At 50.0% G+C, this 24,785-nt stretch carries 22 protein-coding genes, 1 tRNA gene and 4 pseudogenes; 14 read left to right on the plus strand and 13 right to left on the minus strand.

Translation table 11 applies throughout. From position 1 onward, the window contains the following. Window positions 1-111: 111 nt before the first annotated feature. The 3 genes and pseudogenes from yyaC to ACZ5N7_RS08595 all read left to right on the plus strand — a co-directional run bounded on the left by yyaC (window position 112) and on the right by ACZ5N7_RS08595 (window position 1,201). Window positions 112-693, plus strand: coding sequence for a spore protease YyaC (gene yyaC / locus ACZ5N7_RS08585; RefSeq protein ID WP_464658739.1), 582 nt, complete (start codon window positions 112-114; stop codon window positions 691-693). Continuing rightward, a pseudogene (locus ACZ5N7_RS08590) lies at window positions 684-891 on the plus strand (mercury(II) reductase); the annotation flags it as partial. The gene yyaC and the pseudogene ACZ5N7_RS08590, both read left to right, overlap by 10 nt. Then, window positions 860-1,201: an alpha/beta fold hydrolase gene (locus ACZ5N7_RS08595; protein WP_464658740.1), complete on the plus strand. Its 342-nt coding sequence runs from the start codon at window positions 860-862 to the stop codon at window positions 1,199-1,201. The pseudogene ACZ5N7_RS08590 and the gene ACZ5N7_RS08595, both read left to right, overlap by 32 nt. A gap of 8 nt (window positions 1,202-1,209) precedes the next feature. On the opposite strand, the gene ACZ5N7_RS08600 is transcribed toward ACZ5N7_RS08595, so the two are convergent. After that, window positions 1,210-2,013 carry a putative protein N(5)-glutamine methyltransferase gene (locus ACZ5N7_RS08600; protein ID WP_464658742.1) on the minus strand — a complete coding sequence of 268 codons (804 nt, stop codon included), beginning with the start codon at window positions 2,011-2,013 and terminating at the stop codon, window positions 1,210-1,212. Window positions 2,014-2,292: 279 nt separating this feature from the next. Here ACZ5N7_RS08600 and ACZ5N7_RS08605 point away from each other — a divergent pair. Further along, window positions 2,293-2,715 (plus strand): annotated as a pseudogene (locus ACZ5N7_RS08605) (IS110 family transposase); the annotation flags it as partial. 110 nt (window positions 2,716-2,825) lie between these two features. Here ACZ5N7_RS08605 and istB read toward each other — a convergent pair. Together istB and istA are read right to left on the minus strand one after the other, a co-directional pair. Beyond that, window positions 2,826-3,590: pseudogene (istB, locus tag ACZ5N7_RS08610) on the minus strand (IS21-like element helper ATPase IstB); the annotation flags it as partial. A 13-nt stretch (window positions 3,591-3,603) separates the two neighbouring features. Beyond that, window positions 3,604-4,842: an IS21 family transposase gene (istA, locus tag ACZ5N7_RS08615; protein WP_464655773.1), complete on the minus strand. Its 1,239-nt coding sequence runs from the start codon at window positions 4,840-4,842 to the stop codon at window positions 3,604-3,606. 93 nt (window positions 4,843-4,935) lie between these two features. Between istA and ACZ5N7_RS08620 the strand changes: the two are divergent. After that, a pseudogene (locus ACZ5N7_RS08620) lies at window positions 4,936-5,760 on the plus strand (transposase); the annotation flags it as partial. Window positions 5,761-6,305: 545 nt separating this feature from the next. After that, complete coding sequence (locus ACZ5N7_RS08625; RefSeq protein ID WP_464658744.1) at window positions 6,306-6,707, plus strand: VOC family protein; 402 nt, start codon at window positions 6,306-6,308, stop codon at window positions 6,705-6,707. A gap of 466 nt (window positions 6,708-7,173) precedes the next feature. On the opposite strand, the gene ACZ5N7_RS08630 is transcribed toward ACZ5N7_RS08625, so the two are convergent. Next, on the minus strand, window positions 7,174-9,780 hold the full coding sequence (locus ACZ5N7_RS08630) for an adenosylcobalamin-dependent ribonucleoside-diphosphate reductase (RefSeq protein WP_464658745.1): 2,607 nt from the start codon (window positions 9,778-9,780) through the stop codon (window positions 7,174-7,176). 414 nt (window positions 9,781-10,194) lie between these two features. Here ACZ5N7_RS08630 and dat point away from each other — a divergent pair, with 414 nt between their 5' ends. Further along, window positions 10,195-11,028 carry a D-amino-acid transaminase gene (dat, locus tag ACZ5N7_RS08635; protein WP_464658747.1) on the plus strand — a complete coding sequence of 278 codons (834 nt, stop codon included), beginning with the start codon at window positions 10,195-10,197 and terminating at the stop codon, window positions 11,026-11,028. 13 nt (window positions 11,029-11,041) lie between these two features. Here dat and ACZ5N7_RS08640 read toward each other — a convergent pair whose 3' ends face one another. Beyond that, a complete protein-coding gene (locus tag ACZ5N7_RS08640) occupies window positions 11,042-11,887 on the minus strand; it encodes a lipoate--protein ligase family protein (protein WP_464658749.1) in 846 nt (281 codons plus the stop codon). A gap of 4 nt (window positions 11,888-11,891) precedes the next feature. Beyond that, window positions 11,892-12,989, minus strand: a complete 1,098-nt coding sequence (locus ACZ5N7_RS08645; RefSeq protein WP_464658751.1) for a hypothetical protein — start codon at window positions 12,987-12,989, stop codon at window positions 11,892-11,894. Between the two features lie 157 nt (window positions 12,990-13,146). Here ACZ5N7_RS08645 and ACZ5N7_RS08650 point away from each other — a divergent pair, with 157 nt between their 5' ends. The 3 genes from ACZ5N7_RS08650 to ACZ5N7_RS08660 all read left to right on the plus strand — a co-directional run bounded on the left by ACZ5N7_RS08650 (window position 13,147) and on the right by ACZ5N7_RS08660 (window position 16,987). Beyond that, window positions 13,147-14,934 (plus strand): DEAD/DEAH box helicase, encoded by a 1,788-nt coding sequence (locus ACZ5N7_RS08650; RefSeq protein ID WP_464658752.1) that lies wholly within the window; start codon window positions 13,147-13,149, stop codon window positions 14,932-14,934. After that, complete coding sequence (locus ACZ5N7_RS08655) at window positions 14,931-15,875, plus strand: YqhG family protein (RefSeq protein ID WP_464658754.1); 945 nt, start codon at window positions 14,931-14,933, stop codon at window positions 15,873-15,875. Before ACZ5N7_RS08650 ends, ACZ5N7_RS08655 begins: the two co-directional genes overlap by 4 nt. A 185-nt stretch (window positions 15,876-16,060) precedes the next feature. After that, window positions 16,061-16,987: a hypothetical protein gene (locus tag ACZ5N7_RS08660; RefSeq protein WP_464658755.1), complete on the plus strand. Its 927-nt coding sequence runs from the start codon at window positions 16,061-16,063 to the stop codon at window positions 16,985-16,987. A 255-nt stretch (window positions 16,988-17,242) separates the two neighbouring features. On the opposite strand, the gene ACZ5N7_RS08665 is transcribed toward ACZ5N7_RS08660, so the two are convergent. The 4 genes from ACZ5N7_RS08665 to ACZ5N7_RS08680 form a co-directional block, all read right to left on the minus strand. Next, a complete protein-coding gene (locus ACZ5N7_RS08665; protein WP_464658757.1) occupies window positions 17,243-17,365 on the minus strand; it encodes an AgrD family cyclic lactone autoinducer peptide in 123 nt (40 codons plus the stop codon). A gap of 17 nt (window positions 17,366-17,382) precedes the next feature. Further along, entirely contained in the window at window positions 17,383-17,922 is a 540-nt protein-coding gene (locus ACZ5N7_RS08670; RefSeq protein WP_464658758.1) for an accessory gene regulator B family protein, read from the minus strand. Between the two features lie 897 nt (window positions 17,923-18,819). Continuing rightward, window positions 18,820-18,904 (minus strand) — tRNA-Leu (locus tag ACZ5N7_RS08675). A gap of 135 nt (window positions 18,905-19,039) precedes the next feature. Further along, complete coding sequence (locus ACZ5N7_RS08680) at window positions 19,040-19,264, minus strand: hypothetical protein (protein WP_464658760.1); 225 nt, start codon at window positions 19,262-19,264, stop codon at window positions 19,040-19,042. 153 nt (window positions 19,265-19,417) lie between these two features. Here ACZ5N7_RS08680 and ACZ5N7_RS08685 point away from each other — a divergent pair, with 153 nt between their 5' ends. Then, window positions 19,418-19,723: a hypothetical protein gene (locus ACZ5N7_RS08685; RefSeq protein ID WP_464658761.1), complete on the plus strand. Its 306-nt coding sequence runs from the start codon at window positions 19,418-19,420 to the stop codon at window positions 19,721-19,723. A 111-nt stretch (window positions 19,724-19,834) separates the two neighbouring features. Here the strand turns inward: ACZ5N7_RS08685 and ACZ5N7_RS08690 are convergent, their stop codons facing one another. Then, the gene (locus ACZ5N7_RS08690; protein ID WP_464658762.1) at window positions 19,835-20,161 is read right to left on the minus strand and encodes a hypothetical protein; all 327 of its coding nucleotides are present in this window, start codon (window positions 20,159-20,161) and stop codon (window positions 19,835-19,837) included. A gap of 66 nt (window positions 20,162-20,227) precedes the next feature. Next, the gene (locus ACZ5N7_RS08695) at window positions 20,228-20,797 is read right to left on the minus strand and encodes a xanthine phosphoribosyltransferase (protein ID WP_464658763.1); all 570 of its coding nucleotides are present in this window, start codon (window positions 20,795-20,797) and stop codon (window positions 20,228-20,230) included. A gap of 334 nt (window positions 20,798-21,131) precedes the next feature. Between ACZ5N7_RS08695 and ACZ5N7_RS08700 the strand changes: the two genes are divergently transcribed. Further along, the gene (locus ACZ5N7_RS08700) at window positions 21,132-21,824 is read left to right on the plus strand and encodes a hypothetical protein (RefSeq protein ID WP_464658765.1); all 693 of its coding nucleotides are present in this window, start codon (window positions 21,132-21,134) and stop codon (window positions 21,822-21,824) included. 267 nt (window positions 21,825-22,091) lie between these two features. Here the strand turns inward: ACZ5N7_RS08700 and ACZ5N7_RS08705 are convergent, their stop codons facing one another. After that, window positions 22,092-22,703: a DedA family protein gene (locus tag ACZ5N7_RS08705; RefSeq protein ID WP_464658766.1), complete on the minus strand. Its 612-nt coding sequence runs from the start codon at window positions 22,701-22,703 to the stop codon at window positions 22,092-22,094. Between the two features lie 138 nt (window positions 22,704-22,841). Between ACZ5N7_RS08705 and ACZ5N7_RS08710 the strand changes: the two genes are divergently transcribed. Continuing rightward, window positions 22,842-23,882: a YkvI family membrane protein gene (locus ACZ5N7_RS08710; RefSeq protein ID WP_464658767.1), complete on the plus strand. Its 1,041-nt coding sequence runs from the start codon at window positions 22,842-22,844 to the stop codon at window positions 23,880-23,882. 98 nt (window positions 23,883-23,980) lie between these two features. Beyond that, entirely contained in the window at window positions 23,981-24,745 is a 765-nt protein-coding gene (locus ACZ5N7_RS08715; protein ID WP_464658769.1) for an SDR family NAD(P)-dependent oxidoreductase, read from the plus strand. The last annotated feature ends 40 nt before the right edge of the window (window positions 24,746-24,785 follow it).

The following is a 24,785-nucleotide window of genomic DNA, read 5'->3' on the forward strand; positions in this document are numbered from 1 at the left end:
CAAAATATTAAGATATTGAGGATTCAATACAGAGGAATAATGGTAGAAGGAATATAAAGGATAAGTGCAACTAACCCGTGCAAAAATCTCTGATTACAGGAGGCTGATTGTGTGAAAACGGAGCAGTCTATACAGGATGTCTTAAAAATTGCATATAAAAATCCTACAGCCTCCCTGCAGCTTGCCAAACAGTTGAATGGTTTTCTCGAAGGGCTGCATACAAACAGACGAATTGTGGTTGTCTGCTTAGGCACCGATCGTTCCACCGGCGATTCGTTAGGCCCCATTGCAGGCTCCTCACTTCGTAAATTCCGTTCTTCATTGTTTGATCTGTTTGGAACACTTGAAGAACCCGTTCATGCAATGAATCTCGATACAACACTGGAACAGATTTATTCCAACACTGCCTGCCCTTTTATAATCGGCATTGATTCCTGTCTTGGCCAAGCTGCCAGCGTCGGCTGCATCCATATCGGAGAAGGTCCTATCCGTCCGGGAAGCGGGGTACACAAGGAATTGACTCCGGTGGGAGATATTCATATTTCGGGTATAGTGAATGTCGGCGGTTTAATGGAGTATCTAGTACTGCAAAACACTCGTCTTCATTTAGTTATGAGCATGGCCGAGCTGATTGCACGCAGTCTTTTCAGAGCGATTTCGACCGTTTCAAAGAATAATCTCCTAAAACGTTAAAAGTATTGGGTTGTACATATTGTTGCTGACAATGCGGGAGAAGTCATTTATGCGGCAACCTTAGCCGTAAAACATGGATTAACCGTTATCGATTTACGTGAAAGCCTTGCTCCGTATTTAACAATGGCGGAGGGATTGAAATTGGCGGCTATAACGTTAGATAAGGATGTTGGAAAATTATCTTGCTGTGCCGGATAGGAAAATTGACCAACCCGGAAGTAAAAGCCCACTGCGTGGCATAATGGCGGAAATGACAGCGCATAACATCAAAAAGATGTTCGAGTGGGCTACTCCGAAAACGGTTTGGCCGAAGCCTCCAGCCATTGAACGATTGGGCCAACTCCATACAAGAACGCTACTCATTTTAGGAACATCCGATTTTGCTGATGGTTTCCGGATAGCCGACTATTTCCGGGCGGTTCCTAACATTCATTTTGTTGAAATTCAAGGGGTAGACCACAAGATCAACCTAACACACCCGGAAGAGGTTTATTCTTTAGTGAAGTAACTTTCTTCTTAGCTTGCGTGGTCTGTTCGGATTCCAATGATAACGTTAGCGTCCTGTTCTGCGGAACGAACCCATTTTGGAAGCAATCCGTATTGAGCAAAGAGTTCGGCAGTCAACGGCGCCTGCCTCTCGCTAGTTTCGACTAGGAGAAAGCCCCCCTTTGCAAGCCAGAGAGGAGATTCAGCTACTATCCTTCGTTGGACGTCAAGTCCATCAGCTCCTCCATCAAGCGCAATCCTTGCCTCGTGGACGCGGGCTTCCATTGGCATGAATTTTATTGCCTCGGTAGGTACGTATGGGGCATTGGCTATAATAACATTGACGCGGTTATAAAGCTGAACAGGTAGCGGATCGTAGAGATCCCCTTTATACACAAAGCTCTCGTCTAAATGAATATTACGACGGGCGCATTGTACTGCTGGAGGGTCGATATCAACCGCGTGCAATTCAATACGCTCCATCAAAGCGACTAAGGCCGCACCCACAGCTCCAGAACCGCAGCATAGGTCAACTACTATGTTTCCTGGTTGAGTGAGGGCCACGGCCTGTCGAACAAGAAACTCGGTTCGTGGCCGGGGTACGAAAACTCCGGGATCCAACTGAATCTGCAAACCACAGAATTCCGCCCATCCGATAATGTGTTCAAGGGGAAAACCAGCAATTCTCCGATCCACCAGTTTGGCTAGTTCGGTAGAATTCCGTGAAGAAGACATAAGCAACCGAGCCTCATCCTCAGCAAAAACACAACCGGCAGAACGAAGCTTCCTAACAATCGTTTTCCAAATGGCACTTCCATCATCGCAATAATCCACATATCATCCTACTTTGGCATGTATTTTGTATCAACACCAGTCTACATGTTATTGCCGTTTTCTCAAAAGATAGAAATTTCTTATATTTAAATTATCCTGCCCGATAGTTCAGCAGGCTGCCGATTATGCTGGCAGCCTGCTGTCATGCTATTGTCCTACCGTTAGAATTCCTGTAAAACGAATAATTAGGAGTTTGAATAAAAAGGAGCGCCTCTGTACGATGGGAGTACGCAACGGGTCAAAAGCCCTTAAAATCCCACATCAGGAGGTCGCTCTACTATGAAGTTTAAGGCACAAGACAAACAAAATCAACTCATTGAAAACATTACCGCAAGCCATCTTGTCGTCGGTGTAGATATCGCCCAGGAAGCTCATGTGGCTCGCGCTGTCAGTTTTCGTGGAATCGCCCTGGGCACACCTCTGGAGTTTGGAAATCACAACGAAGGTTTTCAACACTTGGGCCGTTGGATTCAGGATCTATTCAAAACCTACACGCTGAACAAAGTGATCGTTGGCATGGAACCAACCGGTCATTGCTGGCTGAGTTTGGCTCGTTGGCTCTCTTCTCAAGGAATTGAAGTTGTTCTTGTAAATCCCCACCTCGTCAAAAAGAATAAAGAAAACCGCGACAATACCCCATCTAAAAGTGACCGGAAAGACGCACTTGTTATCGCGGATATGATCAAAAACGGGTACTACTCCCCCTGTACGTTTCCATTGTCAACTGCAAACGAAAATTACCCAAAACCGGCACTTGAATTTTCCCCAAAAGGTGCAAGTAGAAGGCCCGCGTGAGGCCGGTGAAAATCTATTTAATTTTCTTTTTCCTCATCCGGATCGGGTCGGAAAAATCCGGCTTTTTTCTTCTCTTTGATTCGGTAGCTCTCCCCCTTGATGTTAATCGTGCTGGAGTGATGGAGGAGGCGGTCGAGGATGGCGGTAGCGAGGACCGAGTCCCCAAAGATTTCTCCCCAGGCGCCGTAAGACTTGTTAGAGGTGAGAATGATCGAGCCAGACTCGTAGCGCTCCGCGATGATCTGGAAGAAGAAGTGGGCGGCAGTTTCATCCATCTTCCGGTAGCCGATCTCGTCGATGATCAGCAGATTCGGTTTGGTGAGCGCCCTCATTTTCTGCGTAATCGTGTTATTGAGATGCGCTTGCTGCAAGGTCTGTACCAAATCGTGTGCGGTGGTGAAATACACCGTGTAGCGCCGTTTAATCGCCTCCAGCGCGAGTGCTACGGCCAAATGGGTTTTACCCACACCGGGCGGCCCCAAAAAGACCAGATTCTCTTGGTGCTCGACAAAGCGCAGTGTCGCCAGGTCCCGGATGCGCCGCTCTTCGACCGACGGCTGGAAGCCGAAGTCGAACTGATTGAGCGTTTTGTGGTACGGTAAGTGTGCCATGCGGGTTTTCATGCGGATGAACCGGTCATGCTTAGCGGACAGTTCCTCCTGCAGCAGCCCATCCAGAAACTCCAGATATGTCCGGTTCTGTGCCGCCGCTTCCTCGGCATGGTGGTGCAGAATCTCCGGAATCCGGCTCCACCCGAGTTCTTCGAAAGCCTCTTGTAACCGTCGGTGACCACCATCATTGGATCACCGCCTCATTCAGAAACGCCTCGTAGACCGACAGATCGCGCACGACCACGTCGGGCAACGCTTGCTGGACTAAGCGCGGCATGGGCAGCTGCTTGGGCTTCCCGACTGCGGAGCGGATGCCTTCGGAATGCTTGCGGTCGAAGACCACCTCATGGTGCCCAGTGGCTTTGTCGTGTTCGGCGATGAGCTTGTCCCCAGCAAAAATTCGGAGGCGGCCATTGCGCTCATCCTGCACCTCCACTGTTTGCCCCACATACCGCCAGGGCACCGAGTAGCGATTCGCCGCATAGGAGATCAGGGAGTCGGCGGACACTTTGCGGGCATGCCGCTCCGCTTCATCGAAGGGGCGCACATTAAACTTCTGCAGAACTTCTTGCTGTAAACGCTGCAGCGGCACTTCATGCGTGGTGCCGTGGATACGGACATTGGCCACCGTATCGAGCCACAAGCGGGCTTGGATGTTCAGATCGGTCAAACCGGTAAAGGTGCGCACGCGCGGCCAAAAGTTTTTGCGTACATACGCGACACCGTTTTCCACTTTCCCTTTGGTGCGTGGACGATACGGCGCACAGCGCCGGAGCAGGAACCCGTGATGAGCGGCAAAACGGGCGAACCGCTCATTCCATACCGGGTGGCCCTGATCGTCCACACCGGTGACAACGGTTTTCATATTATCGTAGAGCACGGTTTCCGGCCTGCCGCCGAAATACTGCATCGCCCGGACATGGCAGCCCATCAGCGTATCCAGTCGTTCGTCTTCCGTAAATTCGAGGTACATCGTCCGGGAATAGCCAAGCACCATGACGAAGGCATACAGCCGTTTCGCCTCGCCCTTCCATTCGACTTTGAAATGTCCCCAGTCCACCTGCGCTTGTTTGCCGGGCGGCGTTTCAAAACGTTCGGTCGCTTTGGCGAGCACCGCTGGCCGCAGTGGCTCCATGAACGAACGCAATAGTCGGATCTGGCCCATGTAGCCTTTGGCTTTGATTTCGTCGAACAGTACCGCTGCGTTCAGGCAGCCTTCTTCCATTCGCGAACGGATGTAGTCTTGGAACGGCGCCAGGATGCTCGGTTTCGGCGTTTGCCGCTTGTAAGCTTGCGGACCGTCTTCCCGGAGCCACTTCCCGATGGTCTTCCGGTCACGGCCGAGTTCCTCGGCGATTTGCGTCTTGCTCATTCCTTTTTGTCTCATGTGCTGAATCACGTAAAACTCCCCATTCCTGATCATTGTCTCTCCCCCATAAGGAAGAGTGTCTGCCGATTATGGGGAATTTTCAAGTGCCATTATTGGGGATTTTAGCACTGCCGTTCACACCATCCAGAAGCCTTCGAGGAACTACGGATTCTCATGGCTAACCGGGACACGGTTACTAAACGGCTCAACAGCGCTGTTAACCAGATTCATCGTTGGGTAGATATTGTGTTCCCTGAGCTGCGCCAGGTTTTTAAGATCCTTACCTGCACGAGTAGCATTGCTACGCTTAGGCTCTTTCCCTTACCGGAGGAAATCAGATCTTTAACCACTGAACAGGTCCTTGCCGGTTGGAAGCAATATGTCAAACGTCATGCTGGCGTTAAACGAGCGGAGCAGCTCATTGCACTAGCCAAATGCAGTGTTGGTGCTACGCAGGCACTCCACGCCTACAAGCTTCACTTGAGTCAACTGCTTGAGGAATACGATTTGGCACAGCGTCAGCTAGAACAGATTGAGCATGAACTCCATCTCATCCTGGGGCGTATTCCCTATGCGCAAAAGTTACTTGAAATACGAGGTGTAAATGCAACGAGCTTAGCCGGTGTGCTAGGCGAAGCCGGTGATCTAAGTGGCTATGCACACGGAAATGCTCTACTACGACATGCTGGCTTGAATCTAGCTGAGGCAAGTTCCGGGAAATGGCGCGGAAAGATGGTACTCAGCAAACGAGGCCGCCCTCGTCTGCGTCATTTTCTCTATCTCATGACGATGTGTATGGTGATGACCAATCCGGATGTCAGGGCCTTGCACCACTCCAACGTTGAAGTGAAGAAGTTAAAGAAAATGAAATCCATTATGAAATTATGCGGTAAAGTTGCCCGTATGCTTGTCGGGCTGGCCAAGAGTAGCGAAGCTTATGACTCTACTAAAGTCTTTCCGCAAGCAGCCTAAGATCAGTCTACTCTCACCAGCTGATGCATTCGCAGGATAAATCAGAAGCACGGAGTATCGGGAGACGTTACGCAAAAGGGCTCGGACCCGTTCCGTTAGAAAGACCGACCTCCACACCCTTAGTTAGATGTGACGAAGGAATGAAAGGGCTTAGACCCGTTGAGACATGGGAGTGAGAATCGCTAGGGGCTACATGGAGACGTGCAGGATATGGAACAAATTGGGTGTTTATGCCTCACCCTTATTCCTGTATGCCCTTTAGACTGCCTCAAGCTACCTGCTCCTCCGTGTACTTCCTTCTCCCACATATAGCTAAGAGTGAAATCCTGCGAATTCATGAGCCTGAGTGAGGATACTGAATCATTTCGAGGGAGCTTAATAATAACTCATCATCAGTTGGTAAACCTCCTCAGCCGACATCTTTGATAATGAGTAAATGGTACTTGTATCATTTATGTTGCGGTTTCTTTTATAAGATTCGCTTCTGCTGCCAGAAGTAGAGTATAGTAGGAGTAGTTGAAAATATATTCCAGGAGGCTACAGCCATGTCACAGGCGATTTGGATTAACCTGCCGGTCAAAGATGTTGAGAGGTCAACTGTCTTTTTCAATGAGATTGGATTCCATGCGGTGAGCGTTGGCAACGAGAGAGCCAAGCTTGCCATAGGTCAAACAACGATTCTGCTGTTCCCGGATGCGGCGTTTGAGAAATTTACAGGTTCAAAAACCGCAGATACTTCCCATAGCGCAGAAGTAATATTTTCCATTGGCGCTGAAAGCAGAGAAGAAGTAGATGCCTTTATTCAAAAAGTAGAGTTTGCCGGAGGAAGCATCTTTGGCAAGCCGAGTGAAATTGACGGCTGGATGTACGGCGCAGGATTTGCCGACCTGGACGGTCACCGCTGGAACCTGCTGTACATGGATGAGAGCAAAATGCCGAAACGCTAATATATGGAAACGCCGGTCACCTGCTTAAGGTCACCTGCGTTTTTTTACACCCCGTATAATCTCATATCTGTCATTCAAATCAAAATCGTTGCTTAGAAGGAAAAATTCCTGGGTTAAACTAATACAAATCACCTGGGTTAGCCCGTGTTAATTTATTGGTCTTACATAAACTATATTAACACATATTGGAACCAACCTGCCCGCTAGTTCAGCTGGTACATAGTGGCTCCATCCACCGGAGAAGTGGCTCATTATTTCCGGAGGGGCCGCTCATTACCTACCGGAATGATGGCTCTTTTAGACCGAAATATTCAAAGAACAAATAAGGTGGGCAATTGTCAGGATAGCCCACCTTATTGCATTTTTATTCAATTATGCATAAGTAAAGTTTTCTAACGAATTCTGAAACATTTCTAACGAATTACGGAATTTCACATAAAAAAAGAGCGGCTAGTGCCGCTCTTTATTAGCTGCAGCGGCTGTAGCCGCAGTTGGTGCAGTTTTTGCATCCTTCCATGTTCACAAGTGAAGCGGATCCGCAGGACGGGCACAGGTCGAGGGAAGTGGCCGCCTCGGTTGTTGCAGCCGAGTGTTCCTCGACTTCAGCCGTTTCGGCGGTTTCTTCGGTTGCAGTGACATACTGCGGTGTATTAGCCGAATAATCCAAATGCATCTCCAAAGCTTTCGCAACCGCATCAGCGATAGACTCCACTCGATTAGCGCCGAAGCCGATGGCGCCAGAGCCTCCAATGCCTTTGAGGTGCTTGATCAGCAGCTTCGTCTTGTTGCCGTGATCTCCGTAGCGCAGGAACAAAGAGCATACGCGTCCCAGCGCTTCAGACATCGCGAATACGTCGGAGCCTGCTTTGCCCACGTTCAGGAAAATTTCACTTGGAATGCCATCCAAATCGTTGATTGTAATATAAGCCATGCCAAATGGCGTATTGATTTTGTAAGTCGCTCCGCGAAGAACGTGCGGGCGCCTCTTGTATTCTTTATCCAGGACGCGGTCAGCCTTCTTCTCTGATGCCGCGCTTATTGTGTTGGTCACGCCGGCAAGCACAGCAGCTTCTTTCGATTCCTCTTGCACAACGGCGGCTTCCGCTTTCGGTTCTTCAGCGTTGTCTGTGGATTTCTCTTCTTTTGCAGTACTCAGCACCTGCACGTCGCGGCTGCCGTCGCGATAGATCGTTACGCCCTTGCAGCCAAGATCGAACGCCAACTCGTAGAGCTGCTTCGTATCTTCCACTGTGAAGTCCGCCGGGCAGTTAGCCGTCTTGGATATGGAGCTGTCTACCCATCTTTGAATGGCCGCTTGTGCCCGGATATGGTCTTCGGCAGATAAGCTCATAGCGGTAACGAAATAATCCGGAAGGTCTTTGCCCGGGTTCCTGTCCTTCCACTCCTGGGCGATAGGCACATACTGCTTGTCGAAGCCGAGACGGCTTTGGCGGAAATATTCGAACGCGAAGTAAGGCTCAATGCCGGTGGAAGTTCCCACCATGGTACCGGTCGAGCCGGTAGGCGCTTGAGTGATTACCGTCACGTTGCGCATACCGTTCTTCTTAATGGCCTCTCCCACTTCAGGGTATGTACCGACCATATTCTTCATAAATCCGCTCTGCATGAAAGGCTCATAGTCATAGTGCTTAAAGGAGCCCTTCTCCCCGGCGATTTCAGAGGAAGCCAGGTAAGCTTCTTTAGCCATAAAACCGTACAGCCGGTCAAGGAAATTGAGCGATTCCGGGCTGCCGTAACGGATTCTCAGCTTGATCATCAATTCCGCTAATCCCATCGAGCCCAGACCTACACGGCGTTCTCCCTGCTGATTGATGCGGTTCTCTTCGAAGTGGTAAGGGGTCTTGTCGATGACGTTATCCAGGAAACGGGTAGAATAGCGAACGACCTTGCCCAATTCTGCCCAATCGACGTCATGCTTCTCTTCATCATAGAATTTGGACAGATTGATTGCTGACAAATTACATACGCCCCATGCAGGCAGGCCCTGCTCTCCGCAAGGATTGGTACAAATAATCGGATTGAAATACCAGCTGTTCGACATCTGGTTGTAATATTCCATGAATACTACACCCGGCTCAGCCGATTTCCAGGCGGATTCAATAATCGTATGCCAAACGTCGCGGGCTCTTACCTTTCTGAAGGTCTTGACCGCCTTGCCCAATTGTTTCCATTTATCAAGGTTTCCGTCCCATATATCGTTGTAATCGGGATCTTGAGTGTCCGGGAACACGAGCTCCCATTCCAGATCCTCTTTGACGGCTTTCATAAATCCATTGCTGACGCAGACCGACAAGTTGGCGTTTGTGATCTGGCCCATAGTCGATTTCACGGTAATGAAATCCAGCAGATCCGGATGCCAATCGTTGATCATCAGCATCAACGCTCCGCGGCGGCTTCCGCCCTGCTCAATCAAACCCGTAGTATAGCTGAATAATCCGCCCCAGGACACGGCCCCGCTGGACGAACCGTTCACGCCTTTAACAACGGAACGACGCGGCCTTAAGGAAGACAGATTGATGCCGACTCCGCCTCCGCGGGACATGATTTCCGTCATTTCCGACAAGGTGGCCATAATGCCGCCTCTGCTGTCGTGGGGAGAAGGAATAACGTAGCAGTTGAACAACGTCAGCTCATCGCTTGCATCCGCTCCCGCTGCAATCCTACCGCCGGGAACAAGCTTCCAGTCGTCAAGAATATATCTGAATTTGTCCGTCCATTCTTTCTTCTTCTCGGGAGTTGCCTCGACGGAGGCCATCGCGCCTGCCAGGCGGTCCCACAGTTCTTCTGGAGTTTTCTCGATGTTCAGCGTAAGCTTCTCGACGTCCGATTCGACCAGTTCGCCGCTGCGCGTCTTGACCGTGACTTTATTGCCTTCACGCGCCAGCACTTCCCCAACTTCCTTGGCAGGGAATTTCGGATCGTCTTTGGTAAGAACCAACACGGTGTCGCCCACCTTGGTTTGACTTGTATCGGCGTTCTTCAGCGCGTACCGGTCCAGAAATATCTTCTCGCTTAACCCTTCCAATCGTTTCAGCTGCTCTGTTGTCTCCAAAAAAAAACCTCCCAAGTAATAATTCTATATAGCGCCAAAAAGGACTAGAGTACTAGGATATGTAAGCATTTGGCACAATATATTGTGTGCGTACTTCATTATACAATACAATATGTTGTGCATCTAGCGACTCGTGTCGGATTTTGGCACATTTGTCCAAACCATGCTTTTCTTTTCTTCTATTTGCTTGGTTTTTCTCTATTTTTTAATATACTCGTTTATCAAATAATATCATTCGGCTGAGGAACTAATGGACAAATACACGGCTATTTCAAAAAAAGCTCTGCCAGTATTTGCATATGCCCTGCTTCTTTGTTACTTTATATATTATCACCATATAAGATCAAAAGCAAACACGTGTTCGCATATATTTCAGATACAATCCCGAAAAAAATATGGAACGGAGGAAGATCCTTGATCATTTACAAAGGCGCTCTCATCCCTGAAGAAGATTGCTCGATCTCGCCCGACGACCGCGGTTATTACTTCGGCGACGGAGTGTACGAAGTGTTTCGGGTATACAACGGCCAACTGTTTGAAACAAACCTTCATTTTGAACGTCTCCAAAAAAGTGCCGCTTCCGTTCAGCTTCAGCTCCCTTACGGGATGGACGAGATGGAAGAGAGATTGAAGGAGCTTATTTCCATAAACGGATTGAATGAAGGCACGGTATACCTGCAGATCACACGGGGAGAGGCTCCGCGGAGTCATGCGTTCCCGAAGGACACGACGCCTGTCGAGCTGGCGTTTACGAACGGCTATGCCCGACCGCTTCAATCGATGCAACGCGGGATTCGCGCCATTACAATGGACGATATCCGCTGGCTGCGCTGCGATATCAAATCGCTTAATCTGCTTCCGAATACGATGGCCAAGCAGCATGCTTTGGACCGTGGGGTGGACGAAGCCATCATGCACCGCAGAGGTACGGTGACCGAATGCAGCGCCTCCAACCTGCTGATCGTACAAAATGACACCGTCTATTCGCACCCTGCCGACAATTTGATTTTGCATGGAGTGACCCGGGCTGTAATCATACGGCTGGCCGGTCAGCTTGGAATCCCCTTCAAAGAAGAAGCTTTCCACATCGATACTCTGTACGGAGCGGATGAGGTGTTCATCACCGGCACTACCGTCGAGATAACCCCAGTCGTCGAAGTGGACGGGCGCCAAATTGGAACAGGTGCGCCCGGCTCCCTGACCAAACGCCTGCAGGAAGCCTTCGAATCCCTGATCCGCCAATCCTGACCGAACCTTAGGATCACCTCCTAAGGTTCCATTCTTTGCTGCCGTATTTCTCCTCCGCCAGACGCTTAGCCAGTGCCCGCTCGTAGTCCGTCAGGCCGCCTTCCTTCAGTTCCACGCCTAATCCCCGCTCAAGGCCGCCTCGAAAGGCCGGCACCAGGTCGGACAGTTCCAAGGCAGGCCTTGCCAGCCCTCGGAGCAGATCGTTAATCGCTACCGCCTTGCTCCTGAACGATTCCTTCAGCCTCTGCTCCAGCCGCTCGCTGCGGAACCTCAGCAGCCTGAACAGCTGATCGGCATCCAGATCCAGCAGGATCGAGCCGTGCTGCAGGACTACGCCTTTCTGCCGTGTCTGGGCGCTTCCTGCGATTTTCCTGCCTTCCACCACCAGCTCGTACCAGGATGGGGAATCAAAGCACGCGGCCGACCCCATCGATTCGTACTTGGCCTTCTCCTCTTCCGTAGCAAGATTCACCATCCGGGCGTCCAGGCCCAAAGATCGGAACCCGAGCAAAAGCCCTTCGCTCAGCACGCGATATGCCTCCGTCACCGTACTGGGAATGCCCTCGTGTTCCTCCGACACGATAATGCTGTATGTCAGCTCCCGGTCATGCAGAACGGCCCTTCCTCCTGTCGGGCGGCGGACAAAGCCGATCCCTTCCCGCTCCAAAGCTTCAAAATTGACTTCTTCTTCCGCTTTCTGAAAATATCCGATAGACAGCGCAGCAGGCTCCCACTCGTAAAACCGCACCGTCGGAGGAACCCGTCCCTCGCTGTGCGCGGTAAGAATAGCTTCATCCAGAGCCATGTTCCCCGCCGGAGAACCGGCCCTTGTATGTATAAATCTCCAAACTGATGACATAGCGCTACTTTCCTTCCTTTTTTACAGCCAGCCTTCTTGCATGGACCATGTCCGGTATCGTAATCTCCTGTGTTATTTGAGGATGATCGTCGGTGTTCAGGAACGCAATCGTGCCGTCCTCGCCGAGCACCGCGAACCGGTCATTGGTTTGGTCGACCGCCACCGGCTTGTGGTCCCAGGATATATGTTGCTGCTTTCGGAGCTTTATGTCAAGCAATGACAAAGACGGATCAAGGTCTGCGCGCGCTTCGGACTGGTCCAGGCGCGTGATCAATATTTTATGGTTCATTGCCGTAATATTGTTTGAATGACTCTTCGTATTGGACACAAAGTGGCTGATCAGGCCGTAGCCCGCGTCCTGCGGCTTATAAACAAATATTTTGTTGGAAAATTCAGATTGCGCCCGCTGTGAGATCATAAAGTAAACCTCGCCCGTCTTCTCCACCGCAACCGTATCTACAGGATATCTTCGCTCCTCGCCAATCAGTTTGGTCATATCCCCTGCACTCATATCCGTCCGATATACATTTGCGCTCGTAAGTTCATTATTGGACGCAGCAAAATAAACCTCCTTGCCTCTGCCTTTTACGTCATCCACCCTGCCCGGAATGGTCCACTCCTTCAGCCAGGTCCGCGTAGACAAATTCATGATACCCACCTTGGTGTAGCCGGCTCCGTTCTGCTGAATAAGGTCTGAACCGGCCAGAAACAGATAATCTCCGGACAGGTAGCAAAATTTGGGACGTATGGACGGGGTAGGCACTGGACTGAAATGCTCCTCCTGCTTGACGCGCAAATAGAAGCCCTTGAACGATTTATCGTCGCCCGGACTTACGGCTACCACCATATAATCGGAGGAATACCCAAGATCGCTGATCGGCTGTGCCGAAGTAAACACGAGCACCGGCGTTCCACCCGGGCCGCCCGCACTGTATACGTTTTTCTCATCCGCTACAAGCAGGATACCGCTCCCGTCCATCGCCGACACGGCTTTTTTTTCCATGGGAATCTCGGGTTTTCTTAACAAGCCGCACCCCGAGACCAGCAACACCACGGCACAACCAAGCAGCCCTGCCAAAAGCCTCATCCACTGTCTTCTCAATGCTGATCACCTCACGCTATTACATTAATGATAAAACAACCTCCGGCAGAAAACCATACTTTTATCCTGAAAATAGAAAGGAAGGTTATGAAAGAATCCCGATTCGACCATACTAAGAAAAACTTTCATGAAAAATAACCGCTCAGGGAGGCCATATATGCGTAGAACAGATCTGCAAGATCCTATTCGCCATATCCATGAACGTCTCCAGCTTCATTTTGACAGGGAATGGTTGGAAGAGATGATGCTGAGATCCGAACGCAACGGCCCCTGGGACCATTGGACCTTATACCAGCTTGCCTACCAGACTGAGCAGACGGGCTTGATTCATAGCTTTGACGAGCTCCAGTGCCTGAAGCATATTCCTCAAATCGTGCCGATGCAGCACCAGATCGAGACCGCCCAGAAGGTTCTGAACGAAATGCGGGGACGGGCGATTCTTGCAGATGAGGTGGGACTGGGCAAGACCATCGAAGCCGGGCTTATCCTGAAAGAATATATACTGCGCGGCCTGGTCAAAAAGGTGCTGATCCTCGTGCCCGCCTCCCTCGTGCTGCAGTGGGTCCGTGAGCTCAACCAGAAATTCGGCATTCCCGCCGCCGCCCAGAAGAAAGATTACATGTGGAAAATCGCCGATATCATCGTCGCTTCCATGGACACGGCCAAGAGGAATCCCCACAGGGACATGGTCATGGGCATGCAGTACGATATGGTGATCATCGACGAGGCGCACAAACTGAAGAATAAGAAAACCACCAACTACCAGTTCGTCAACCAGCTGAAAAAAAAATACTGCCTGCTGCTGACCGCCACTCCGGTGCAGAACGATCTGAGCGAGCTGTATAACCTGATCACCCTGCTTAAACCCGGCCAATTGGGGGCACAGGGAAATTTTCAGGCGAACTTCGTCGTCGATAAGCGGGTACCCAAGAACCAGGAACAGCTCCAGCACGAGCTCTCCAAAATCATGATCCGCAACCGGAGAGGCGACGGAAATGTGGAATTTACGAAGCGTATGGTGAAAAATATCATTCTGCCGCTCTCTCCTGAAGAGCAGAAGCTGTACGATGGGGTGACGAATTTTGTAAAAGGCAGATATGAGGATGCCAAGGGAGACATCACCTCCATCCTCGCACTGGTGACGCTTCAGCGGGAGGTGTGCTCCTCACGGGACGCGGTGTTTATCACCTTGGTCAACCTGTTCAAGAAAACCACGGAGGATTCCCCGGTGCGTGCCCGCATTTGGGAGCTTGTGGAGATGATCCGCGGAATCAAAGCCAATACCAAGGGCGACAAAGTGCTTGAAATCATCCGGGAGGCCGGGGAAAAAGTGATTATATTCACCGAATACCGGGCGACCCAGGAATATCTAATGAAGTTCCTCAAGGACCATAATATTTCCGCCGTACCCTACCGCGGGGGTATGAACCGGGGCAAAAAGGACTGGATGATGGATTTGTTCCGCAACCGCGCGCAGGTGCTGATCGCTACTGAAGCCGGCGGCGAGGGAATCAACCTGCAATTCTGCCATCATATCATCAACTTCGACCTGCCTTGGAATCCGATGAGAGTGGAGCAGAGAATCGGGCGCGTGCACCGGCTGGGACAGCAGCAGGACGTGCGGATCTATAACCTGTCCACCAAAGGCACCATCGAGGAGCATATCCTTTCTTTGCTCCACGAAAAAATCAACATGTTTGAGCAGGTGATCGGAGAACTGGACACGATTCTGGAACGCTTTGAAAAAAAGAAAACGTCCTTCGAAACCCAGCTCGCCAGAATGGTGCTGGAATCCAAGGACGACACCGACCTTCGCAGGCAATTTGACGAGCTCAGTGAAAACATTCTATCCGTCCAAGCGGAAGTGGAGCAGGATCAGAGCGGCAGGGCTCCTTTGCAAAATATATTGAATGCGGTCGGACGGACGGTTGAGGTGAAGCCGTGAATATTGAGGAAATTCAATCGCTCGTCCTCCAGTATTTAGAGGCGATGGACTGCCAGATTCTGGAGAAAACTCCCGCTTATATCACGGTCAAGCTTTCAGCGGAAGCCGATAAGGACCTGACGAACCGCGCTTATTACTGGAGCTTTGTGGAAAGGTGCGGTATCGAGCCCGAGACACTGACGATGAAATGGGTGCTCGACCCCGCCAAACTCGATAACGGCAAGCAGCCGCCAAAACCGGCCGTCGCGCCGCCTGCTGGATCGAGTCCTAATTCGGACAGTGTTCTCGGCAGGTACTTCAGCCACGTTCCGACTCCCGTCATTGCCCGGGTGCCGACGGATGAAGTCACCTACGGAAGCCGGAGATTGGAACAGATTTTCGCCTCCATCAAAAGCAAGGGACGTTTCGTCCAGCTGTTCGAGGAACCCGAGACGGCGCGCCGAGGCGCAGCCTCCTCCCGCGGATACGAATCCTGGCTGAATATGAATGTGAAGGTCGAGTTGGCCTGCGACATGAAGCGCAGCGAGATGCACTCTTTGGGCATCAATCTTTCCAGCGGAGCGATCCGTGAAAACTTTTTTGAAGAGATGCTCGGCCGGAAGCTCACGCCGCGGCTCCCTGCCCATGTTCATATCAACCGCGGCCAATATTCTTTGGAAAGAGCCGTATATTTGGCGGAGGAATATTTGCTGCGGAAGCTTCAAGCTTATGACCACAGCTGGTCTTATGAAGCCCATAACCGGCTTGAGGAAGAACTCCAGCGTGTGCATGGCTATTACGACAGCCTTCTGAAGGAGACAGAGGATCCGGAGGTGAAGCTTGCGATCACCGAACAATGGAACCACCGAAGGCACGAATTGGAATGGCAGTACAGTCCGCGAGTGGGCGCTTTCGTCATTAACAGCGGTTTATTTCATTTGAACGGCCTGCCGCAGCAATGAACCGCGTCAGCAGGACGGGACTCGCCATAAAGCGGCAAGATCGGCTGGCAGAAAAAAAGTTTTCGACATGCAAGTTCTAACAAACTTTTTCAGACATATTGTTTACTATTAAAGCATAGAGCTTGCAGTTCTCCTCTATGCCTGAATCGACACGTTCCCGAAACGTCCAAGCAGGTGACAAGATCATGAAGCAAAAATGGATTTGGCTGACATCCGCCCTGCTCGCTGCAGGTATTGCCGTTTCCTTGACCTTCCCTTCCTTTGCGATGGAGAACAGTCCAGGCAAGGCCCCGCCGGATAAGCCCCCGGCGCCGACCACCGATCATCCTGCGGGCGGCAGGGATCTGGATACTTTCATAAAAAAGTGGATGGATACCCTGCAGCTGCAAAAAGGCTTTGAAGCCTGGCAAGGGGCCATAACTCGCGTGTATCCTTTGGGACCCGGCGTACACGGCTGGATCGTCCATATCTCCAAGGATGGCAAAGATGCGGGATATATGGTGATCAACGCCAGGGAAGACGGCACCTTCGAGCTTGCCGAATACGGCACAGGAGAGCATCCTTTATTCAGTCTTATCACGCTGTATCAATCTTTGATGCAGCAGGCAATTATCCCTTCCACAGTCACTTATGCACAGTTTGCGTCGTTCTACAAAGCGGAACGCTGGTACAAGGACGCTTTCCACGCCTTGTGGAAGCTTCAGCTGGACGGAAAGAATCTGATCTTTGACGCCAAAACTGCGGAACAGCTGCCTTTACAGGATAAAGAGATCCTTGCAGAAACGCCGGTCGAAGAACCACCATCCTTCACACCGGATCCGAAGATCCTGGAAACAGCTTCCGTCGCTTCATTCGACCCTTACGAGAATATGGGCTGGGTAGTCAAGCCCCCCGCCGTTATTCATAATTTCGCACAGTTAAAAGAAGACATGCAGCGGTTTCAAAAAATTGCGCTGGTGAGTCATCCTTTTTCAGGCAGAACCACTTTAGCTTTTGCCCTGACCGGCTATCAATTGACGGACAGCGGACTTTACCTGCGGTTCGAACAGGAGGGCAGCAGATTCGTTCCTTTCCTCACCTTCCTGCGGGGAGGGCAGTTTTATAACCTATAGTTATTCTCCTCTCTTCCTATATAGAAAAGCTTCCGGCCCCCTCTTTTCCGTTTGCGTCAGCGGAAAAGAGCCCGCGAGCTTTTCTTTTTTTTTGGGTGCATTGGGAAATATAGCGGATTTTCGGGGCGTTGTTGACTGTATCAAGCAAGTTCACCTGTAAACACCCGAAAAGATATAAATGCTTTAATGTCAAACGTCAAACAAGGCTGCGAGTGAATCCCAAGATTCACTCGCAGCCTTGTTTGCTGCCGATATTTACTTCAAAAGCTCCTCAGGAGTTTCTCCGCGGTTGCACCATGCTACGCAGTTGGTCAGAACCAGCTTTTTCGCAAGAGAAGTCAAGCCTTTGTTTACCATCTTCAGGACCATTTCTTTCATTTTCAACACCTCTTCTATCATATTTTATAATAATCTACAAACCGCTGCGCTGAATTAAGACAGAGCAGGGATTGCAGAAAAAACACCCACGAAAGAACAGGCCATTGGAGAAAAAAGTTGACTGAAACAATCAGTACGGCGATGATTCGAAGAATGTAATAATGCTCTTCCTTGATCTTGCTGATTCCGTGGATTCCAGCCGGAGCTCTAAGCAGTAAAATGGCAATAGAAGCAAAGGTAAAAAGAAGGCCGGTATACCAAAAGTCGATAGGAATGTAAACAGCGATGAACATTAATACTGAGGAGAAGGCAATACAGCTGCTGGACGATTTCAGATGGATGCCGCCGCTGAAATATTTCAGAATTGGAAATCCGGTCACGGCAATTAACCCATCGATGAAATGGCCGGTTAATGCGCAGATCGTCAAAGTAATGATATTGACAAAGATTGCATTGAAAAGATTCTGCAGCGCGTACTTCAGTACGGCAATCGAGGAAGCATCCTTAACGTTGTTGTGTATGTAGACAGATATTCTATTAGCCAGGAATTCAGACATAGGTTTATTGAACCCCAATCCTATTTGGGATACCTGATTTTGATAGACTTCTTATTTTGAATATAAGAATAACAAAAATTTGAGAGAAATACAAACAAAAGAATCCATAAAATAGTTCCATTCAAGGAAAAAATTTCTGTTTTATAAATGATAAACTGGAAAATGATTATACCGGACATGAGTATACTGGCCCACATAAAATTATACGACTTCAGAATCTGCTTGTTGGAAAATCTCCTGATGATAAAAGAAAATCCGATGTCAAATTTCCGCAATACAGCCGAGACCGCCAAATAAAAGCCGCATAAAAGCAGGCTCATAAACGCATACTGCGTTTCCGGATTAGCGACCCAGTCATGATTCGTCAAATTTAAGGCCATTATGGCATAATCCACTACAACTTCAATTACGACATAGATAAAAAAGGAGGTTGTGCAAAATACAAAAGAATAAAAAATGGGATAGTTGTTTGTGATGGTGATCAAGCAAATGAATGAAATGAGAATAATCAACGAAAAGATCGGCGTCTGCAGTAAATTTTTCACAAAGAAATTAATCAGGCCCAAGGAAACTCCAAGGACGATTATCCTGTTCTTGTTCTCCCGTATGCGGACGCGAAAAATGCTAAAACTCAAAATAACCACACAACTGTACAAAATGAGCGAAACAAACAGGCTGATCAACAATTCCATTATGCGTAAGTACCTCCTGATGTTAAAATCGACAATTAATATTATACTTGTATTCTACAGGGATGTAAGGACAAATATGAACTCTTTATGACATAAAGGCTATGCATTCTATAACCATGATTGCGGAAAGTTAAGGATAAACCACATTACAACACAAAAAAAGCCATAGACATAAAAACGTCTAGTGGCTTATTTGTTTGAGTGATGCGGTCGAGAGGACTCGAACCTCCACGGGGGGTTAGCCCACACGGACCTGAACCGTGCGCGTCTGCCAATTCCGCCACGACCGCAAATCGGGAAATATCTCGTAGCCGACAAGAAATATAATATCACGGCTGAAGATTGGAAGTCAAGTTTTTTATTTAATAAATTTTCTCGAACTCTCTCGAGTCCGCACTCCCTACTGAACCGTGTAGGGTTCCCCCTCAATCCTCCATAATGAAATCCGCCTGTCTCGCTTCTTCAAAAGGCTGGTATTTGTAGCTGCGGTCCAGTTTTACGATTTTGCGGTTCTGCTTGCGGATCAATACGGATTGATTATCCCAGGCGACGACAATTCCCTTCACATCGTTCTGCTCATGGATGTCCCGGATGATCCGGAGCTTGGTGCCTTCCACGCGAAAGCGGTCCAATTGTTCGTCAGTGATCATGATTGCTCCTCCTTTTATTTTACCTTTACTTAGAATACAACAACATCGGTGCAGAAGCTACGCTCGTGCAGCTCGGCCCGCTTGCGGGGATCTGCCGGTTCATTTTACACAAAGATGGTTAGTATAAAGAAAAAGACCGAGGAGGAGTCTGCCATGGATAAAAAAACGTATTACATCCGCGTAGGTTCGGGAGAAATACTCGAGGATCCCGAAGCTGCCGAATTCGAGTATGAAATTAAGGCTACCGACGCAGAAATCGACAAGCTCAGCGCTTTATTCGAACAGCGCGCCGATACCGACGATGCATCATTCTTCCGTGCGGGTACACCCTACAAAGAATATCATAAAGATAATCCAAACGTGGAATACGATGAATATCTGAAAGAAATTTACCAGATGATCCACGATCTCGGAGACCAAAAAACGAAACGGCACATCGAACAGATGAATATACTATAACCCCGCAAAGTGACGCAGACTTCACAGCTTTTTATACCTTGTTTCAACGAAGACGTAAAAAAAGCCCGGCGGCCGTATGAACGGTTTGTCGGGCTGGATTTATGAACAGGATCAGCTTACGTGCTCTTTGGAATCGTTCTTCTCGTACCAGCAGTCCAGCACCTTGCCGGACATCACGCGGGATTCAAGATATTCCACCTGCAGCGACGAGAACTGGCCTTTCCATTCCAGGGAAAGTTCATTGCACAGCTTGATAACCGTCAACAATTCGGACCAGGCAACGTAACGCTTATACCAAAAAAACTGTGGATGCTCAATCATATAGGGATATAGATCGTCAAACTCTGTATGTTTACAATCGAGGGCACGTTCGAAATGAATTTTGGCCTCTTCAATTTGGGTTTTCATAAAATCGGCTGAAATCAGTTCGCTTCCCATAACGTTCATTGCCTCCTTAATGTTACATAATTTTATTATAAAGGAAAAGCTAATGATATGGAAGGATTATTCGAAGGTAATCTTTCCATTCTCAAGAGATGAGATTCTGACCAGGGAGTCCACTCGGATCCCTCTTTCGCGGATGGTTCTGCCTCCGGCTTGGAACGATTTCTCGACGGCGATTCCCACCCCCACCAATTCGGCTCCGGAGATTTCGACAATTCGAATCAACCCTCTGGCGGCGTCCCCGTTGGCAATAAAATCGTCGATGATCAACACGCGGTCCTGCGGCTGCAGAAATTCCTTGGAAACCATAATATCCGTTACAATTCCTTTGGTGAAGGAAGGCACTCGCTCGCAATAGGTGTCTTGATCCGTGGTTAACGTTTTTTTGCGGCGGGCGAAGATAAAAGGAACATGAAGCTCATATGCCGCAGCCATGGCCAGCGGTATTCCTGACGACTCTACCGTTAACACCTTGGTAACATCACATTCTGCGTAAAGAGAGGCAAATTCCTTGCCTAAAGCCATGATCAACGCGGGATCCACCTGATGGTTCAATATGGCATCCACCTTCAACACTTGATCGGATAGCACAACGCCCACTTCTTGAATACGCTGCTTAAGCAAATTCATCTTCATTCCTCCACCTTGGCTTTGCTGTTTAACTTATCATAATCCCAAGGAGCGTTTCAAGTGGAACGGGCTTTTCTTTACTTATGTATGAAACTTTTTGGCAGAAAGAACCGTCTATATAAATATTAAAAGCACTTTCTTCAAAATGAAACAACGAGTTAAGTCCAAATGCAGCGCGCCATGAAACAACGAGTTAAGTCCAAATGCAGCGCCGCCAGCTTTACCGATTGGCTAAAAATGGGCATTGTTTATATGGATTTTCAAGATTATGATAGTACAAGCTGCCAAAATTTTCAGGCATGGTCGAACACTCATCCGGAAGGACAGATAAAAGGTGAAACTAACTCCAAAGCCGATCGCTGCCGCCCTATCCGCCTTTTTGGCCGCCGCTGTGCTGCCGGGCTGCGAAGTGACGGGACTGCATAACTCCCCGCTGCCCTCCGCCCTTTCGGTTTCCGCAGCCGCTTATCAACTTCCGTCCGAAGCTGAGGGTCAGGGAAATCCGCTGCAGATTTCTTCTCCTTACGCGGCGGTTCCCAAAACGCAGGCAGACACTGTCGAGACCAAGCATGGTTCTGCGCATCCGCTGCCTGAAGCAGGCAAAACCGCCGGCAAGATCCGGATCGACCGGCAGAACGCTTACAGCGCGAGCAGGCCCGCCCTGGTCGGAGCGCAGCTGCTAACACATATCGAAACGCTCCGCCGGCAATTCGGCAAGCCGCTTCAGGAATACGTCATGAATAACGGGAAGGATTCGATGACCGTGCTGGATTACGGGGATTTTTCTCTCGGCTTCAATCAGTTCGAGCTGCTGCAGTTTATTACTATAAGCTCATCCGACATCGACCCCGGATTAAACGGCCTGCGCCTCGGCGAAACGACGCAGGACGCGGTCCAAGCGTTGGGCACCCCCGACACGAATACCAAATACGTGCTGACCTACAAATCACAGGGAACGATCCTCAAGCTGGACGCCGATCCGGACACCCAAATCATCCGAGCCATTACGTTGTTCTCAATCTATTGAAAAACCCGAGAAGCCGCGAGGCTTTCGGGGTTTTTATTTTGGGGCTCCCCTAAGTTCCTGCTATAACTTGGGAGTTCCACTCACTTTGGTGGTAAACTTACAGCATCTAGTTGCTCCAACCAATCAGGGGGTTAAGAGGTTGTATGCGAGAGATATAGGGATTTTTTGAGGCGTTGAACAAAAAAGCCCATGCCTGCGGACATGGGATGAATTGCCTACGAGCAAGGGGTGTGATCAGACAGCTTAATTGTTCAGATCTTCAACCTGTCAAGACTCGGACTTCTTTTTTTTACGCATACGCCAGTACAGATACAGCCCCGCCCCGCCTGCGACCGCAGCTATCGCGACAGCGGCTCTCATGTACCGGTGAACAAGCGGCATCACGTATTGAACGCTGCCGCCGATAAAATGTCCCAAAGTGACAAACGTGGCAGCCCACAATAAGCCCCCGGACCCGGCGTAAAGCGCATACTTCCATAACGGAACCCGGGTTACTCCGGCCCAATAGCAGGTCAGCTGCCTTAATCCGGGAACAAAATACCCGAAAAAAACCGTCCACAACCCATATCGGTGAAACCATCCCTCTGCCTTGTCCAAACGGGCCGGAGTCAGCATAACCCATTTGCCGAACCGGTACAGAAAAGGCTGCCCGATCCGGTAGCCGAGCAGGTACGATACAAGCATGCCCGTCATAGCGCCGCAATAGCTGATCACAAGCGTAGTGCCGTATTTCAGCATGCCGCCTTCCGCGGTCAAAGATCCGACAAACGTCATTAACGTTTCGTCAGGCAGAGGCAGCCCGATGATTCCTATAACCAATAAAATATATAATGCCAAATAACCGTGCTGAGAAATGATCTCGACAATGGATTGCTCCATACGCACACTCCAGTTCTTTTTCCAGTAGCCCTATTCTAACAGATTCTTCCCCTTTTCCCAAGCGAGCTTGTCATGGCCGTCGCCGGCTTTTCATACGTTGTAATATTAGAGCTTGGCTTGCAAAGGGGGCGGCAACCCATGAGACATCTGGGCAAAATAGCGCAGGTATGCTTCACGTATGTGGGTACGGTGGTGGGAGCGGGGTTTGCTACGGGACAGGAGATCCTGCAATTTTTTACCCGGTACGGCTGGTGGGCGGTGGCCACGATAACGCTTGCGAGCCTGCTGTTCGTTTGGCTGGGCACGAAGCTGATGGTCCTGGCTCACGATATGAAGGCGACAACTTATGAAGACCTCAACTCGCTGCTGTTCGGCAAAAAGCTCGGAGTCTGGATATCCACCTTTACTCTCGTTATTTTGTTCGGGGTCACCACTGTCATGCTGGCGGGCGGCGGTACGGTATTCCTGGAGCAGCTTCATCTTTCCTATCAATCGGGCCTCCTGATTACGCTGTGCCTTGCTTATTGGGTGCTGTCCAGGGGAATTCAGGCGATTGTGGCCGTGAACTCGGTGGTCGTGCCGCTGATGATCTGCTTCAGCCTCGCCTCTGTGTGGAGCACTACGCATTTTCCGGGGGAAAGCAATTGGCTTCATCTAAGTTCGGACTATTCGGCCGCCACAATCTGGTTCTCGCCCTTGCTCTATGCTGCTTTTAATTTGATGACGGCCCAGGCCGTCCTCGTGCCGCTAGCTTCTACGGTAAAAAGCAAAAGTGTTCTTTATTGGGGGGGCCTGCTCGGAGGCTTATGCATCGGTTTGATGCTGCTTGCCGGCCACTACGCTTTGTCGGCGCGCATGCCCGGTATCGTTCAATTTGAAATTCCAATGGCTCATATCGTGGTCGATTTGGGCAGGCTGGTGCAGATCCTGTTTATACTTGTGATTTACGGGGAGATTTTTACTACTTTTATTGCCAACGCCTACGGATTAGCCCTGCAGATCGGACAGCGTTCGGGCATCGGCCTGCCCTTCCTGATTCCCGTGATTCTGCTGTTAAGCTATATTTTCAGCCTCATCGGGTTCAAAGCGCTGCTGTCATCGCTGTATCCGTTCTTTGGCTTCCTCAGCCTGATCTGGCTCGCCCTGATGATTTGGAGAAAGAACTCCACCCGTCCGTAAAAGAGGCCAAGCTGCAAAGATGAAAGCATTTTTGCCTTTGGACGCGCAGTTTGGTACATTTTTGGGTAAAGATATCGAAATCATGGGAGGTGTGGGCCGTGTACCTTAAAACCGTTGCCGTAACCGGAGGAGGCCAAGGAATCGGAAGGGCGGTTGCGCTGGCTTACGCGAAAGAAGGTTACTGCGTATCGATCGCGGACACTGACAAGGAAGCCGGGCTGGAAACGATCCGTTTTCTGCGGCAGTATACGAATAAGGCCATGTTTATGCGGGTGGACGTATCCAGAGAAGATGAGGTCAGACGTTGGCTGGAGCTGACTGTAGCCGATTTCGGCAGAGTGGACGTGCTCGTCAACAATGCGGGCATCATGCATAACGGGCCGGCGCTTGACCTGCCTTTGGAGGCATTTGACCGTGTGCTCTCGGTTAATCTCCGGGGCACGTTCATCTGTTCCCAACAGGCGGCAAAGCTGATGAAGGATACCGGGGGAGGCTGCATCATCAATATGTCCTCCACCAGGGCGCTGATGTCTGAGGCGAATACGGAGGCCTACTCCGCTTCCAAAGGAGGCATCTCCGCATTGACCCACGCGATGGCCGTCAGCCTTGGGCCGTACGGCATCCGGGTGAACGCGATACTGCCGGGTTGGATCGAAGTGAGCGATTGGCAGCTTTCCTCGCGTGCGCAGGAGCCTCATCATTCGGAGCGGGACAAGTCCCAGCACCCTGCAGGGAGGGTCGGAAGACCGGAAGACATTGCGGAAGCCTGCCTTTTCTTGTCTTCCTCGAAAGCGGGCTTCATAACCGGGCAACATCTTGTCATCGACGGCGGGATGACGATTAAGATGATCTACGAGGAATAAGGGTGGCTGAACGCCGAAAAGTAAACTTTGAAGTTGGTAC

Source organism: Paenibacillus sp. JCM 18996, assembly GCF_055392555.1.

What these genes read in the sequence shown, in the direction of transcription:
- ACZ5N7_RS08625 (WP_464658744.1), top strand. Translation starts at nt 6,306, where the DNA reads ATGTCACAGGCGATTTGGATTAACCTGCCGGTCAAAGATGTTGAGAGG.
- ACZ5N7_RS08650 (WP_464658752.1), top strand. Translation starts at nt 13,147, where the DNA reads ATGCGTAGAACAGATCTGCAAGATCCTATTCGCCATATCCATGAACGT.
- ACZ5N7_RS08660 (WP_464658755.1), top strand. Translation starts at nt 16,061, where the DNA reads ATGAAGCAAAAATGGATTTGGCTGACATCCGCCCTGCTCGCTGCAGGT.
- ACZ5N7_RS08665 (WP_464658757.1), bottom strand. Translation starts at nt 17,365, where the DNA reads ATGAAAGAAATGGTCCTGAAGATGGTAAACAAAGGCTTGACTTCTCTT.
- ACZ5N7_RS08690 (WP_464658762.1), bottom strand. Translation starts at nt 20,161, where the DNA reads ATGGGAAGCGAACTGATTTCAGCCGATTTTATGAAAACCCAAATTGAA.
- ACZ5N7_RS08695 (WP_464658763.1), bottom strand. Translation starts at nt 20,797, where the DNA reads ATGAATTTGCTTAAGCAGCGTATTCAAGAAGTGGGCGTTGTGCTATCC.
- ACZ5N7_RS08685 (WP_464658761.1), top strand. Translation starts at nt 19,418, where the DNA reads ATGGATAAAAAAACGTATTACATCCGCGTAGGTTCGGGAGAAATACTC.
- ACZ5N7_RS08595 (WP_464658740.1), top strand. Translation starts at nt 860, where the DNA reads ATGTTGGAAAATTATCTTGCTGTGCCGGATAGGAAAATTGACCAACCC.
- ACZ5N7_RS08680 (WP_464658760.1), bottom strand. Translation starts at nt 19,264, where the DNA reads ATGATCACTGACGAACAATTGGACCGCTTTCGCGTGGAAGGCACCAAG.
- ACZ5N7_RS08710 (WP_464658767.1), top strand. Translation starts at nt 22,842, where the DNA reads ATGAGACATCTGGGCAAAATAGCGCAGGTATGCTTCACGTATGTGGGT.
- ACZ5N7_RS08670 (WP_464658758.1), bottom strand. Translation starts at nt 17,922, where the DNA reads ATGTCTGAATTCCTGGCTAATAGAATATCTGTCTACATACACAACAAC.
- istA (WP_464655773.1), bottom strand. Translation starts at nt 4,842, where the DNA reads ATGATCAGGAATGGGGAGTTTTACGTGATTCAGCACATGAGACAAAAA.
- ACZ5N7_RS08640 (WP_464658749.1), bottom strand. Translation starts at nt 11,887, where the DNA reads ATGTCATCAGTTTGGAGATTTATACATACAAGGGCCGGTTCTCCGGCG.
- ACZ5N7_RS08705 (WP_464658766.1), bottom strand. Translation starts at nt 22,703, where the DNA reads ATGGAGCAATCCATTGTCGAGATCATTTCTCAGCACGGTTATTTGGCA.